Genomic DNA, 13,184 nt, shown 5'->3' with positions numbered 1-13,184 from the left:
CGGGCCAGTTCGGCGCCCTCGACGATCTCTCCGGCGCGCAGCAGGACGGCGCTCGCCTCGCCCTCGGGACCGCAGACGAGGTTCATGCAGTGCCACATGCCGTAGGTGAAGTAGACGTACACATGACCGGGCGGGCCGAACATCACGGCGTTGCGGGCGGTGCGGCCGCGGAAGGCGTGGGAGCCGGGGTCGTTCGGGCCGTCGTACGCCTCGACCTCGGTGACGCGTACGACGATCGGGCCGTCCGGGGTCGTCCGGACCAGGAGGCGGCCGAGCAGGTCGGGGGCGACCTCCAGGACGGGGCGCTCGAAGAAGGTCCTGGGGAGGGGCGTACGGTCGGGGCTCGCGATCATGGCCGTCGAGCGTAGTGCAGTCGGGGTGCGTGCCGAGGGGCGGAACCGGACGTGGCCTGAACGCGTTGGTAGGGATCGAAGGCCCGGTCAATCGGACGTAGAACAACGAGCCGGACGTAATACAACGAGGGAGAGTCATGGCGTTCAAGAAGCTGCTCGCGAGCCTGGGTGCGGGCGGGGCGTCGGTGGAGACGGTGCTGACCGAGGTCAACGTCGTGCCGGGCGGGGTCGTGCAGGGTGAGGTGCGGATCCAGGGCGGGTCCGTGAACCAGAACATCGAGGGGCTGTCGATCGGGCTGCAGGCGCAGGTCGAGGTCGAGGGGCAGGACTCGGAGTACAAGCAGAACATCGAGTTCGCGAAGGTCAGCCTCGGCGGGGCCTTCGAGCTGCAGGCGGGGGCCGTGCACGCGGTGCCGTTCGGGCTGGACATCCCGTGGGAGACGCCGGTGACGTCGATCGGCGGGCAGCCGCTGCGCGGGATGAACATCGGGGTGACGACCGAGCTGGCGATCGCGCGGGCCGTCGACTCCAGCGACCTGGACCCGATCAACGTCCACCCGCTGCCGGCGCAGCAGGCGATCCTCGACGCCTTCACCCAGCTCGGGTTCCGTTTCAAGAGCGCGGACATGGAGCGCGGGCACATCCGGGGTACGCGTCAGAAGCTGCCGTTCTACCAGGAGATCGAGTTCTTCCCGCCGTCCCAGTACCACGGCCTGAACCAGGTCGAGTTGAGCTTCGTGGCCGACGAGAACGCGATGGACGTCATTCTGGAGATGGACAAGAAGCCGGGCCTGTTCAGCGAGGGCAGTGACACCTTCCGCTCCTTCCAGGTGGGTCTGCGTGACTTCCAGGGCACGGACTGGGCGGCGTATCTGAACCAGTGGCTGGCCGAGGTCGGCAGCAAGCGGAACTGGTTCTAGGCTCGGGTTCCGAGGAACGACCCGATTCAGGAGGTACCGAGGTGTCCGAGCTCAAGCGGCGGCCTCTCCCCCATGACTTCCACCCGCCCGTCCCGGCGTTCTCGGTGACGAGTGAGGACGTCACGGAGGGTGCCACGCTCAAGGCCGACCAGGTCTACGCCGAGGGGAACGTCTCGCCGCAGCTGCGGTGGGAGGGGTTCCCGGCGGAGACGAAGAGCTTCGCGGTGACGTGCTACGACCCGGACGCGCCGACGGGCAGCGGGTTCTGGCACTGGGTGCTGTTCGATGTCCCGGCGTCCGTGACCGAGCTGCCGGCCGGCGCCGGTACGGGCGAGTTCAAGGGGCTGCCCGAAGGCGCCGTCCACGTCCGTAACGACTACGGGACGCGGGACTTCGGGGGTGCCGCGCCGCCGGCGGGGGACGGGCCGCACCGGTACGTGTTCACGGTGTACGCCGTGGACCAGGAGAAGCTGGGTGTCGACGGGGACGCGTCGCCCGCGTACGTCGGTTTCAACCTGCGGTTCCACGCGATCGCGCGGGCGCAGTTGATCGGTGAGTACGAGGTGCCGGCCGCGAACTGACGCGGTTCAGAGTTCACTCGACGTTTGTCCGCCTCTGGTCTTGGAAGTGATCAGGGGCGGGCATTTTTTATTGCGTTGTCCATCTCGGCGTGCCCGTCCAGAGTTGATCCACGCCCGCCGGGGAGCGGGCCGATGCGCAACGGGAGGTGGGCTGGATGCGGGACACGCTGGTGCTGAACGCGAGCTTCGAGCCGCTGTCTACGGTGACGTTGAACCGGGCCGTCGTTCTGGTGCTCCAGGACAAGGCCGTCGTCGAGCAGGCCCACCCCGAACTGCGTATGCGGGGCGCCGTGGTCGACATACCCGCGCCGCGGGTGATCAGGTTGTGCCGGTATGTGCGGGTGCCGTTCCGCAGACAGGCGCCGTGGTCGCGCCGGGGGGTGCTGGTGCGGGACCGGCACCGGTGCGCGTACTGCGGGCGCAGGGCGACGACCGTGGACCATGTGGTGCCGCGGGCGCAGGGTGGCCGGGACTCCTGGCTGAACACGGTGGCGTCCTGCGCGGAGGACAACCACCGCAAGGCCGACCGGACGCCGGAGCAGGCGGGGATGCCGTTGCTGAGGGAGCCGTTCGAGCCGACCCCGGCCGACGCGATGCTGCTGTCGCTGGGCGCGGAGGATCTGCGGGCCCTGCCGGAGTGGCTGAGCCGGGACGCGGCGTAAGCCTTCCAGGGTCGCCGGGACTTCCAGGACTTTCTGGACGACGATGAGGGGCCCCAACTCGAGTTGGGGCCCCTCATCGTCGTCCAGAAATCGTCGTCCCGCGGGACTCAGTCGATCTGCGGCTTCTCCCGGCGCTCGGGGTTCTTCTCCAGGTTGCTCGAACCACCGCCGTTGCTGCTGCCGTTGCCGCCTCCGCCGAGGCCGCCGAAGCTGCCCATGGCGCCGGAGAGGCCCTTGAGGGCGTCGCCGATCTCGCTGGGGACGATCCAGAGCTTGTTGGCGTCGCCCTCGGCGATCTTGGGGAGCATCTGGAGGTACTGGTAGCTGAGGAGCTTCTGGTCGGGGTCGCCGGCGTGGATGGCCTCGAAGACCGTGCGGACGGCCTGGGCCTCGCCCTCGGCCTTGAGGGCGGCGGCCTTGGCCTCACCCTCGGCGCGCAGGATCTGGGACTGCTTCTCGCCCTCGGCGGTGAGGATGGCGGCCTGGCGCGTGCCTTCGGCCGTGAGGATCGCGGCGCGCTTGTCGCGGTCGGCGCGCATCTGCTTCTCCATCGAGTCCTGGATGGAGGTGGGCGGTTCGATCGCCTTCAGCTCGACGCGGTTGACGCGGATGCCCCATTTGCCGGTGGCCTCGTCGAGGACGCCGCGCAGGGCCGCGTTGATCTCCTCGCGGGAGGTGAGGGTCCGTTCCAGGTCCATGCCGCCGATGATGTTGCGCAGCGTGGTGACGGTGAGCTGTTCGATGGCCTGGATGTAGGAGGCGACCTCGTACGTCGCCGCGCGCGCGTCGGTCACCTGGTAGTAGATGACGGTGTCGATGTTGACGACCAGGTTGTCCTGGGTGATCACCGGCTGCGGCGGGAACGGGACGACCTGTTCGCGCAGGTCGATGCGGTTGCGGATGGTGTCGATGAACGGGACGACGATGTTGAGGCCCGCGTTCAGCGTCCGTGTGTAGCGGCCGAAGCGCTCGACGATGGCGGCGCTCGCCTGTGGGATGACCTGGATGGTCTTGATCAGGGCGATGAAGACCAACACCACCAGAATGATCAGGACGATGATGACCGGTTCCATCGTGCTCCCCGTACCCTTCTCCGCCTCGGCGCTTTCCGACGATCCTATGGGTGCCGACTGGCTGTCGACGATCTTATGGGTGCAGAAGATCTTGCTGGTCGAGTCTGTCAGACCTTCACATAACTCGCAGGTCGTTCAGTTCAGTTGGGTCGTCGCGCGGAGGCTCACAGGACGATCGCCGTAGCGCCTTCGATGTCCACGACGTCGACCTCCTGGCCGGGTTCGTAGGCGCGGTCGGTGTCCAGGGAGCGGGCGGACCAGACCTCGCCGGCGAGTTTGATGCGTCCGCCGGAGCCGTCGACGCGTTCGAGGACGAGGGCCTGTTTGCCCTTCAACGCGTCGATGCCGGTGGGGAGTTGGGGGCGCTGTCTGCTGTGCCGGTTGGCGATCGGCCGTACGACGGCGACGAGCGCCACCGAGACGACGACGAAGACGAGCACCTGTCCCACGGCCCCGAGGCCGAGTCCGGCCGCGACGGCGGCGGCGATCGCGCCGACCGCGAACATGCCGAACTCGGGCATGGTCGTGATCACCAGGGGAATCCCGAGCGCTGCCGCGCCGACGAGCCACCACACCCACGCGTCGATGTCCACAAGGTCAATGGTAGGTCCGCGAGGTCGGCGCGGACAGAGCGCGTGCGGGTCAGGAGAGCGGGAGGCCCTGGGCCGTCCAGCGGTCGCCGACCTGCTCGACGACGAGGGGGAGGCCGAAGCAGTGGGAGAGGTTGCGGGAGGTGAGTTCGAGTTCGACGGGGCCGGCGGCGAGGACCTTGCCCTGACGGATCATCAGGACGTGGGTGAAGCCGGGGGCGATCTCCTCGACGTGGTGCGTGACCATGATCATCGAGGGGGCGATGGGGTCGCGGGCGAGGCGGCCGAGGCGGCGGACGAGGTCTTCGCGGCCGCCGAGGTCGAGGCCGGCGGCGGGCTCGTCGAGCAGCAGCAGCTCGGGGTCGGTCATGAGGGCACGGGCGATGAGGGTGCGCTTGCGCTCGCCCTCGGAGAGGGTGCCGAAGCGGCGGTCGAGGTAGTCGCTCATGCCGAGGCGGTCGAGGAAGGCGCGGGCGCGGAGTTCGTCGACGTCCTCGTACTCCTCCTGCCAGCCGGCGGTCATGCCGTAGGCGGCGGTCAGGACGGTCTGCAGGACCGTCTGGCGCTTGGGGAGCTTCTCGGCGAGGGCGATGCCGGCCATGCCGACGCGGGGGCGGAGTTCGAAGACGTCCGTGCCGGGCTTGCCCAGGGTCTCGCCGAGGACGGCGACGGTGCCGGCGCTCGGGAAGAGGTAGGTGGAGGCCAGGTTGAGGAGGGTCGTCTTGCCGGCGCCGTTCGGGCCGAGGATGACCCAGCGTTCGCCTTCCTTGACCGACCAGGAGACCTGGTCCACCAGCGACCGGCCCTCGCGGACCACCGATACGTCCTGAAGCTCCAGAACATCGCTCATGAGCGCGTTGTCTCCCCTTGCAGTGTGGCCGGTCTCGGTTGTCGCGTGTGCCAGTGGGCCGGCGCCGCGCATGGGTGGGCGCGGCCCCTTCGGGAAAATCTACGCCACCGGCCGGACGGCCTGTTCCATCGGTCCGCTCCTTAGGCTGGGGGCATGCTTTCGGAACCACGTGCTGGTCGCTTCGCGGCCTGGGGAAATGCCCTGTTGGCCGGACTTGTCTCTCCTGACGACGCGGTCGCCGCCGTTGTCGGGGAGGACGCCGTGCATCGGGTGGAGGGGGTGCCGGGTGAGTCCGGGGCCGTCGGGCTGTCGCTCGCGTTCGGGCGGCTGCGGACGCTCGGGGTGAGCGGACTGCGGATCGCGCTGCCCGCGCCGGGGCATCCGCTGGGGCTCAGCGGGCCGCCGGAGTTCAACGCGCGGGCGCTGGAGGCTCAGGAGGCGGTGGTCTGTCACGGGGCCGCGCTCGGGCTGGTGCCGGAGGTCTTCGAGGCGGGGCCCTCTGGGGACGTCCACGTCGAGGTCACCTGGCACTGTCTGCCCGTCCGCGAGGCGCCGCCCGCCGATGTGCCGTCCCTCGGTGAGGCGGAGCGTGAGCTGGCCGAGGCCCTGCGGGAGGCCACCGCCGTGCTGTCGCGGCTCGACGTCGCCGCGTCCGGGCCCGTCGCGGAGGCCGCCATCGACGCGTACCGCGCCCGCGCGGACCGGGGCCGCGAACTCCTGGCCCCCGGCTATCCCCCTCGCGCCGTACGCGTCCTCGAACTCGCCCAGCGCATCGGCCTGTTGCTCTCCCTCGCCACCGACAACGGACACGGGGGCGCGGTGAGCGCATCCGAGATGACCGCCCGGGGGGAGGCCCTGCGGCCCGTGGAGCGAACGGCCCGGCGGGCGTTGGTGGCGGCTTACAACGCGTATGTGGAGGGGCGGGAGATGGGGGGTTGGTGAGGGGGCGCGGGGTGGCGGGCGCGGAGGGGGGTGGCGCGGGGCTGAGACCTGGGCGCGGGGCGGAGGGGGTGGCGCGGGGCTCAGGCCGGGGCGCGGGGCGGAGGGGGTGGCGCGGGGCTCAGGCCGGGGCGCGGGGCGGAGGGGGTGGCGCGGGGCTCAGGCCGGGGCGCGGGGCGGAGGGGGTGGCGCGGAACTCAGGCCGGGGCGCGGGGTGGCGGGGGCGGAGGGGGTGGCGCGGAACTCAGGCCGGGCTGGGGTGAGTTGGCAGCCGGGGCTGTGGCGCGGGCCTTGCCCTTCCCCGGGGCCCTTCCCCGGGGCCGGGGGGTGAGGCCGAGTTGGAGTGCGCCGGCGGCTGGGGCTGGGCGGGGCTGGGCCGGGCGCGGATGGGGAGCTGATGCGGGTGGGACTGCCGGGCGCGCAGTAGCGCGAGCGTGGTGGGGCGGGTGCAAGTGGCCGTTGCTGCGCGGGGGCGGTTGCGGGGGCGCGGGGTTGAGGCCGGGCTGAGGTGGCCGGGGCGACCGGGCGGGGCCGCGCGGCCCCGGCCGCGGCTGGGCGGGGCGCGCAGCCGGCTGCGGATGGGAGGGCGTGCGCGGGTGAGGCGGCCAGGCGCAGTAGCGCGAGCGTGGTGGGGCGGGTGCAGGTGGCCGTCGCCGCGCCGGGAGCGGTTGCGGGGGCGCGGGGAACTCGCGTGAGTCTCCGTCGTCGGGGCGCAGAGGGAATCGGCCCTTGGCCCGTCGTTCGTCGCACGGCTACGGGGCCCCACTCTGAGGAGTGGGGCCCCGTGGCGGTGTGAGGTGGGGTCAGTCGTTGACGCCCGTGTTGCCGAAGGCGGGGTTCAGCAGGCCGATGACGTTGACGGAGTCGCCGACGACGTTGACGGGGACGTGGACCGGGATCTGGCCGACGTTGCCGGAGCCGACGCCCGGGGACTTCACGGCCGCGCCCTCGGCGGAGGAGTCGGCGACAGCGGCACCAGCGGAAGCACCAGCGGCGATACCGGCGACGGTGAGGGCCACGGCGGCCTTCTTGGCGATGTTCATGAGAAGCGTTCCTCCTGCGTTTGCGTATCCGACCCGGCCGCGGGTCGTGCGCTGCACAACGCGGGAGTGGTCACGAACGGCACGGGAGCCGGTCACAACTGCGCCCGTTCGGATCATTGAAGCGACGGGACGATCAGCAGACCTGCCGTTTGTAGAACCGCCGCCCCCGCGCCCCCCAACCGCCGCTCCCCCGCCGGGGTTTCAGCGGTTGACGCCCAGGTTCCCGAACGCCGGGTTGAGCAGGCCGATGACGTTGACGCTGTTGCCGACCGCGTTGACGGGGACGTGGACCGGCACCTGGATGACGTTGCCGGAGACGACACCCGGGGAACCGTGGGCCTCGCCGAAGGCACCCGCTCCGGAGCCGTCGGTCGCGGAGGCGAGCCCGGCCCCGGCGGCCACGAGCCCACCGGCCACCATCGTCACGGCGGCGGCCTTCTTCAGGTTCTTCACTTCTCAAGCCCTCCTGGCGATTCACCACGACGGTCGCCGTGGCACGCAAGGAGAACGGCGTGCCCCCGCCAGGGGATGCGCCATGTGGGTGACATTCCCACGACAGTATGAATCTCGGACTGGACGTGATCCCTCCGCTTGCCGCCCTCCACCGCCCCTGGCCAGCCTTTCTCAGCCCGTGACCCCGTGCCGCACGGCCCACAGCGCGGCCTGCGTCCGGTCCGCCAGGTCGAGCTTCATGAGGATGTTCGAGACGTGCGTCTTGACGGTCTTCTCGGACAGCACCAGCGCCCGCGCGATCTCCCGGTTGGACCGCCCGTCCGCGATCAACCCCAGCACCTCCCGCTCGCGCTCGGTGAGCGACCCGCCCCTCCCCTGCCCGCCCGGCGTCTCCTCCTGGGAGAGCAGTGCCCCGGCGACCTCGGGCTGGAGCAGGACGTGTCCCGCGTGCACGGAACGGATGGCGCCGGCGAGGGCGTCGGGATCGATGTCCTTGTAGACGTACCCGGCGGCGCCCGCGCGCAGGGCCGGGATCACCGTGCGCTGCTCGGTGAAGCTCGTGACGATCAGCACGCGCGCGGGGCTGTCGAGCTCGCGGAGTTTGCGCAGCGCCTCGACCCCGTCCATGCCGGGCATCTTGACGTCCATGAGGACGACGTCGGGCTGCAGCTCCTGCGCGCGGGCGACACCTTCCGCGCCGTCGCCCGCCTCGCCGACGACCTCTATGTCGTCCTGCACCTCCAGGAACGTGCGCAGACCCCGGCGGACGACCTGGTGGTCGTCCACGAGGAGCACCCTGATCGGCTCAGCCACCGGGGACCTCCATCTCGATGACGGTGCCCTGGCCGGGCTCCGAGGTGACGGTGAGGCGTCCGCCGACGCCGCTGGCGCGGTCGCGCATGGAGACGAGGCCGAGGTGGCGGCCCGCGCGGCGGACGACCGCGGGGTCGAAGCCCTTGCCGTCGTCGGTGACGCGCAGGACGGCGCCGTTGCCCAGCCGCTCCAGGGTGACGTCCACGCCGGTCGCGCCGGAGTGGCGCAGGGCGTTGTGGAGGGCTTCCTGGGCGACGCGCAGCAGTGCCTCCTCCTGGGCGGCGGGCAGGGCGCGCACGCCGCGTGCGGTGAGCGTCACGCGCGCGGTGTGGGCGCGGTCGAGGACCTGGATCTGGGTGCGCAGGGTGGCGACGAGGCCGTCCTCGTCGAGGGCTGCGGGGCGGAGTTCGACGACGGCGGCGCGCAGTTCGTCGGCGGCTTCGGCGGCGAGGGCGGCGACCTGGTGCAGCTCGCCCTTCGCGCGTGAGGGGTCGCGGTCGACGAGGGCGGCGGCGGCCTGGGCGGTGAGGCGCAGGGAGAAGAGTTTCTGGCTGACAGCGTCGTGCAGCTCGTGGGCGAGGCGGGAGCGTTCCTCGGCGATGGTGAGTTCGCGGCTGCGTTCGTACAGGCGCGCGTTGGTGAGGGCGATCGCGGCGTGCTGGGCGAGGATCGCGAGGAGGTCCATGTCCTCCTCGGTGAAGCCGCACTCGCCCTTCGGCTTGGAGCAGCGCTTGTTGGCGAGGAAGAGGGCGCCGACGACCTCGTCGCCGTTGTGGATGGGCAGGCCCAGGAAGTCGGACATGTCGGGGTGGGCCTCGGGCCAGCCGCCGAAGCGGGGGTCCTCGCGCACGTCCGCGAGGCGTTCGCGCTTGGCCTCCTTGAGCATGGCCGCGAGGATGCCGTGCTGGCGCGGGAGGGGGCCGATGGCCTTCCACTGGTCGTCGCTCACGCCGTCGACGACGAACTGGGCGAAGCCGCCGTGGTCGTCGGGCACGCCGAGGGCCGCGTACTGGGCGTCGAGCAGTTCGCGCGCGGAGGCCACGATCGTCTTGAGGACGTCGCGCACCTCCAGGTGCCTGCTCATCGCCAGGAGCGCGGCGCTCACCGCCGCCAGCCCTGACCTGGGACCTTGACTCATGGCCTCACGGTACCGGCGGGGTGTGACAACGCGGATCCGACCAGTGACGGCAGGGGGGTCGGGCCGTGGTCCTAGGGCTGAGGTCGGGGGCGGCCGGAGGGGTGACCGGAACGGACGTCACGGATCGCATTGCTCCAGCAACACTTGGTGAGACCGTTACGCGCTCGATGTGAGCCCGCGCATAGGACCCACATCACCTACGAGGGTGAATAGGAGACAAACGGTCGGGGTGTGAACGGGCATGACTGGGCGCTTTAGGGCGTTTTGCACCTACCCGCTCTACTACCGGGGATCGTACGTCACACCTTTGCCCGGTCATTTTGCGGCCGCTAAGAATGGCTGCCGTCGCTCAGCGCCACCACGTCCGCCGACGGACATTCCGAGCGACCTCCCCGCTCTTCGAGAGGTCACCCGCCATGCCCAAGAACACGCACAAGATCGCGATAGCCGGTGCCGCCACCCTCGGCGCCGCCGCCCTCGCCTTCGCCGTCGTGCCGGCCGACGCGCAGACCACCGAGGCCGCGCTCCCGTCGAACGTCGCCTACCGCACCGACGCCAAGGCGGACGTGACCGACAAGCTCTCCACCGCCGGCGCGAAGATCGAGGCCATCGCCGCGCAGAAGAAGGCGCAGGCCGACGCCGCCGCCAAGGCCGCCGCGGCGAAGAAGGCCGCGGCCGCCAAGAAGGCCGCCGAGAAGAAGGTCGCCGCCGACCGCGCCGCGAAGAAGACCGCGAGCCGGTCCACGCAGCGCGCGGCCCTGAAGCCGGCCGCCGCCAAGACGTACCCGAACAACCTGGACGGCTGGATTCGCAACGCCCTCGACATCATGGACCGCAAGGGCATCCCCGGCTCCTACAACGGGCTGTACCGCAACATCATCCGGGAGTCCTCCGGCAACCCCTGGGCGATCAACAACTGGGACAGCAACGCGGCCAAGGGCATCCCGTCCAAGGGCCTGCTCCAGGTCATCCAGCCGACGTTCAACGCGTACCACGTCTCCGGGACCTCGACGAACATCTACGACCCGGTCGCCAACATCACCGCCGCCGCCAACTACGCGGCCGACCGGTACGGCTCGATCGACAACGTGAACAGCGCGTACTGAGCCCGAGCACGTACGAAGGGCGCCCCCTGTCCGCAGGGGGCGCCCTTCGTCGTCGTGCTCGGGAACTACTTGCGCATGACCTCGGGCTCGTGCCTGCGCAGGAAGCGGGAGACGAAGAAGCCGCAGATCACGCCGAGGGCGATGAGGGCGGCCATGTCCATGCTCCAGGCGCCGACCGTGTGCTCCCAGAGGGGGTCGGTGCTCTCGCCCTCCTTGGGCGGGCTGATGCGGTTGAAGTCGAGGGTCGCGCCGGCGGCGGCGACGGCCCAGCGGGACGGCATCAGGTAGGAGAACTCGTTGACGCCGATCGAGCCGTTCAGGGTGAACAGGCAACCCGTGAAGACGACCTGGATGATCGCGAACATCACCAGCAGCGGCATCGTCTTCTCGGCGGTCTTCACCAGCGAGGAGATCACCAGGCCGAACATCATCGAGGTGAAGCCCAGCGCCATGATCGGCACGGACAGCTCGACCAGCGTCGCGCCGCCCAGGACCAGGCCCTTCGCGGGGATCTCACGGCTGGAGAAGCCGATCACGCCGACCAGCAGGCCCTGGAAGACGGTGATCAGGCCGAGCACGAACACCTTCGACATCAGGTACGCCGAGCGGGACAGGCCCGTCGCGCGCTCCCGCTCGTAGATGACCCGTTCCTTGATCAGCTCACGGACCGAGTTGGCCGCCCCGGCGAAGCAGGCGCCGACCGCGAGGATGAGCAGGACGGTCGTGGCGGTGCCGTTGGGAACGATGCGCCCGGACTGCGCGTTGACCCCATTGGGAAGGAGGCCCTTGTCGGCGTCGATCAGCAGGCTGACCGCGCCGAGCACCGCCGGGAGGATCACCATGAGAGCGAGGAAGCCCTTGTCGGACGCGATGACCGAGACATAGCGGCGCACCAGCGTCACGAACTGGCTCAGCCACCCCTGTGGCTTCGGCGGTTTCATCGCCTGCATCGGCGGCACGGCTACGGCCTGCGGGGCGACGGCGTCGAGGTCGGCGGCGTACATCTGGTAGTGCTGCGAGCCCTTCCAGCGGCCCGCCCAGTCGTAGTCGCGGTAGTTCTCGAAGGCGGAGAAGACGTCGGCCCAGGTGTCGTAGCCGAAGAAGTTGAGCGCTTCCTCGGGCGGCCCGAAGTAGGCCACGGACCCGCCCGGCGCCATCACGAGCAGCTTGTCGCAGATCGCGAGTTCGGCGACGGAGTGGGTGACGACGAGGACGGTGCGGCCGTCGTCGGCGAGGCCGCGCAGCAGCTGCATGACGTCGCGGTCCATGCCGGGGTCGAGGCCCGAGGTCGGCTCGTCGAGGAAGATCAGCGACGGCTTGGTCAGCAGCTCCAGGGCGACGGAGACGCGCTTGCGCTGGCCGCCGGAGAGGGAGGTGACCTTCTTCTCCTTGTGGATGTCCAGCTTCAGCTCGCGCAGCACCTCGTCGATGCGGGACTCGCGCTCGGCGGTCGTGGTGTCGGCCGGGAAGCGCAGCTTGGCCGCGTACTTGAGGGCCTTCTTGACCGTCAGTTCCTTGTGCAGGATGTCGTCCTGCGGGACCAGGCCGATGCGCTGGCGCAGCTCCGCGAACTGCTTGTAGAGGTTGCGGTTGTCGTACAGGACCTCGCCCTGGTCGGCGGGCCGGTAGCCGGTGAGCGCCTTGAGCAGCGTCGACTTGCCGGAGCCGGACGGGCCGATGACCGCGATCAGCGACTTCTCCGGGACGCCGAAGGAGACGTCCTTGAGGATCTGCTTGCCGCCGTCGACCGTCACGGTCAGGTGCCGCGCGGAGAAGGAGACCTCGCCGGTGTCGACGAACTCTTCGAGGCGGTCGCCGACGATCCGGAACGTCGAGTGGCCGACGCCGACGATGTCGGCGGGGCCGAGCAGCGCCGAGCCGCCCTTCGGTATCGGCTGGCCGTTGACGTAGGTGCCGTTGTGCGAGCCGAGGTCGCGGATCTCCATGCGGCCGTCGGGCGTCGAGTGGAACTCGGCGTGGTGGCGGGAGACCTGGAGGTCGGAGACGACCAGTTCGTTCTCCAGGGCACGGCCGATGCGCATGACGCGGCCGAGCGCGAGCTGGTGGAACGTGGTCGGGCTGCGGTCGCCGTAGACCGGCGGCGCCCCCGCGCCGACGCCGGGGCCCTGCTGCGGGATGTGCGCGGCGGGCTGCTGCTGGTTCCAGCCGGCGGCCTGGGCGGCGTACGGCTGCTGCGGGGCGGCGTGCTGCTGGTGAGCCACCTGCTGCGGGGCCGCCTGCTGCTGGGCGACCGCCATGGGGGCCGCCGTCAGGCTCAGGCGGGGTCCGTCGGTGGCGTTGCCGAGGTTGACGACGCTGCCGGGGCCGAGTTCCAGGCGCTGGATCCGCTGGCCCTGCGTGTAGCTGCCGTTGGTGCTGCCGTGGTCCTCGATGACCCAGCCGCGGCCGTCGAAGCTGACCGTTGCGTGCCGCCAGGAGACCCTGGCGTCGTCGAACACGACGTCCCCCTGAGGGTCGCGTCCGAGTGTGTATGCCCTGGATGGATCGAGCGTCCAGGTACGTCCGTTTGTTTCGAGTACGAGTTCAGGCACTCCATGCCCCACTGAGTTGTCCCCCGAATAGCCCCTCATCAGAGGGAGTCTAGGGATGTCGAACATCGGGGGGAACTATTTCAGGAGTGGCCCTCTGACCGAAAGTCGGGC

At 70.5% G+C, this 13,184-nt stretch carries 14 protein-coding genes (1 of these 14 running past the window's edge); 5 read left to right on the top strand and 9 right to left on the bottom strand.

The features are described 5' to 3' along the window. Positions 1-353, bottom strand: partial view of a DNA-3-methyladenine glycosylase gene (locus IAG44_RS31455; protein ID WP_187750463.1) — the 5' portion only. It extends 289 nt beyond the left edge of the window; 353 of the gene's 642 nt are visible here — the first part of the coding sequence; the start codon lies at positions 351-353; the stop codon falls past the left edge of the window. A 137-nt stretch (positions 354-490) separates the two neighbouring features. On the opposite strand from IAG44_RS31455, the gene IAG44_RS31450 reads away from it, so the two are divergent. The 3 genes from IAG44_RS31450 to IAG44_RS31440 all read left to right on the top strand — a co-directional run bounded on the left by IAG44_RS31450 (position 491) and on the right by IAG44_RS31440 (position 2,516). Beyond that, positions 491-1,273 carry a sporulation protein gene (locus IAG44_RS31450; protein WP_187750462.1) on the top strand — a complete coding sequence of 261 codons (783 nt, stop codon included), beginning with the start codon at positions 491-493 and terminating at the stop codon, positions 1,271-1,273. 41 nt (positions 1,274-1,314) lie between these two features. Beyond that, a complete protein-coding gene (locus IAG44_RS31445; protein WP_187750461.1) occupies positions 1,315-1,854 on the top strand; it encodes a YbhB/YbcL family Raf kinase inhibitor-like protein in 540 nt (179 codons plus the stop codon). Between the two features lie 155 nt (positions 1,855-2,009). Beyond that, on the top strand, positions 2,010-2,516 hold the full coding sequence (locus IAG44_RS31440) for an HNH endonuclease (protein ID WP_187750460.1): 507 nt from the start codon (positions 2,010-2,012) through the stop codon (positions 2,514-2,516). Positions 2,517-2,623: 107 nt separating this feature from the next. Here IAG44_RS31440 and IAG44_RS31435 read toward each other — a convergent pair whose 3' ends face one another. From IAG44_RS31435 to IAG44_RS31425, 3 genes are all read right to left on the bottom strand, one after another. Then, positions 2,624-3,589 (bottom strand): SPFH domain-containing protein, encoded by a 966-nt coding sequence (locus IAG44_RS31435; protein WP_187750459.1) that lies wholly within the window; start codon positions 3,587-3,589, stop codon positions 2,624-2,626. A 164-nt stretch (positions 3,590-3,753) separates the two neighbouring features. Continuing rightward, positions 3,754-4,182, bottom strand: coding sequence for an NfeD family protein (locus tag IAG44_RS31430; protein WP_425508481.1), 429 nt, complete (start codon positions 4,180-4,182; stop codon positions 3,754-3,756). A 49-nt stretch (positions 4,183-4,231) separates the two neighbouring features. Then, positions 4,232-5,029, bottom strand: coding sequence for an ABC transporter ATP-binding protein (locus IAG44_RS31425; protein ID WP_187750458.1), 798 nt, complete (start codon positions 5,027-5,029; stop codon positions 4,232-4,234). A gap of 153 nt (positions 5,030-5,182) precedes the next feature. Here IAG44_RS31425 and IAG44_RS31420 point away from each other — a divergent pair, with 153 nt between their 5' ends. Beyond that, positions 5,183-5,971, top strand: coding sequence for a hypothetical protein (locus IAG44_RS31420; protein ID WP_187750457.1), 789 nt, complete (start codon positions 5,183-5,185; stop codon positions 5,969-5,971). Between the two features lie 800 nt (positions 5,972-6,771). Here the strand turns inward: IAG44_RS31420 and IAG44_RS31415 are convergent. The 4 genes from IAG44_RS31415 to IAG44_RS31400 form a co-directional block, all read right to left on the bottom strand. Continuing rightward, complete coding sequence (locus tag IAG44_RS31415; protein ID WP_055719594.1) at positions 6,772-7,011, bottom strand: chaplin; 240 nt, start codon at positions 7,009-7,011, stop codon at positions 6,772-6,774. A gap of 201 nt (positions 7,012-7,212) precedes the next feature. Then, on the bottom strand, positions 7,213-7,464 hold the full coding sequence (locus IAG44_RS31410) for a chaplin (protein WP_187750456.1): 252 nt from the start codon (positions 7,462-7,464) through the stop codon (positions 7,213-7,215). Between the two features lie 171 nt (positions 7,465-7,635). Beyond that, the gene (locus tag IAG44_RS31405; protein ID WP_187750455.1) at positions 7,636-8,277 is read right to left on the bottom strand and encodes a response regulator; all 642 of its coding nucleotides are present in this window, start codon (positions 8,275-8,277) and stop codon (positions 7,636-7,638) included. Next, positions 8,270-9,415, bottom strand: a complete 1,146-nt coding sequence (locus tag IAG44_RS31400; RefSeq protein WP_187750454.1) for a GAF domain-containing sensor histidine kinase — start codon at positions 9,413-9,415, stop codon at positions 8,270-8,272. Before IAG44_RS31400 ends, IAG44_RS31405 begins: the two co-directional genes overlap by 8 nt. A gap of 416 nt (positions 9,416-9,831) precedes the next feature. Between IAG44_RS31400 and IAG44_RS31395 the strand changes: the two genes are divergently transcribed. Beyond that, positions 9,832-10,521: a transglycosylase SLT domain-containing protein gene (locus IAG44_RS31395; RefSeq protein ID WP_187750453.1), complete on the top strand. Its 690-nt coding sequence runs from the start codon at positions 9,832-9,834 to the stop codon at positions 10,519-10,521. A gap of 65 nt (positions 10,522-10,586) precedes the next feature. Here the strand turns inward: IAG44_RS31395 and IAG44_RS31390 are convergent, their stop codons facing one another. Further along, complete coding sequence (locus IAG44_RS31390) at positions 10,587-13,073, bottom strand: ABC transporter ATP-binding protein/permease (RefSeq protein WP_187750452.1); 2,487 nt, start codon at positions 13,071-13,073, stop codon at positions 10,587-10,589. Positions 13,074-13,184 lie beyond the last annotated feature (111 nt).

The sequence above is a fragment of the Streptomyces roseirectus genome, assembly GCF_014489635.1.
Taxonomy (GTDB): domain Bacteria; phylum Actinomycetota; class Actinomycetes; order Streptomycetales; family Streptomycetaceae; genus Streptomyces; species Streptomyces roseirectus.
The sequence above is the reverse complement of the archived record's forward strand: the minus strand, read 5'-3'. Positions and strand labels throughout refer to the sequence as shown.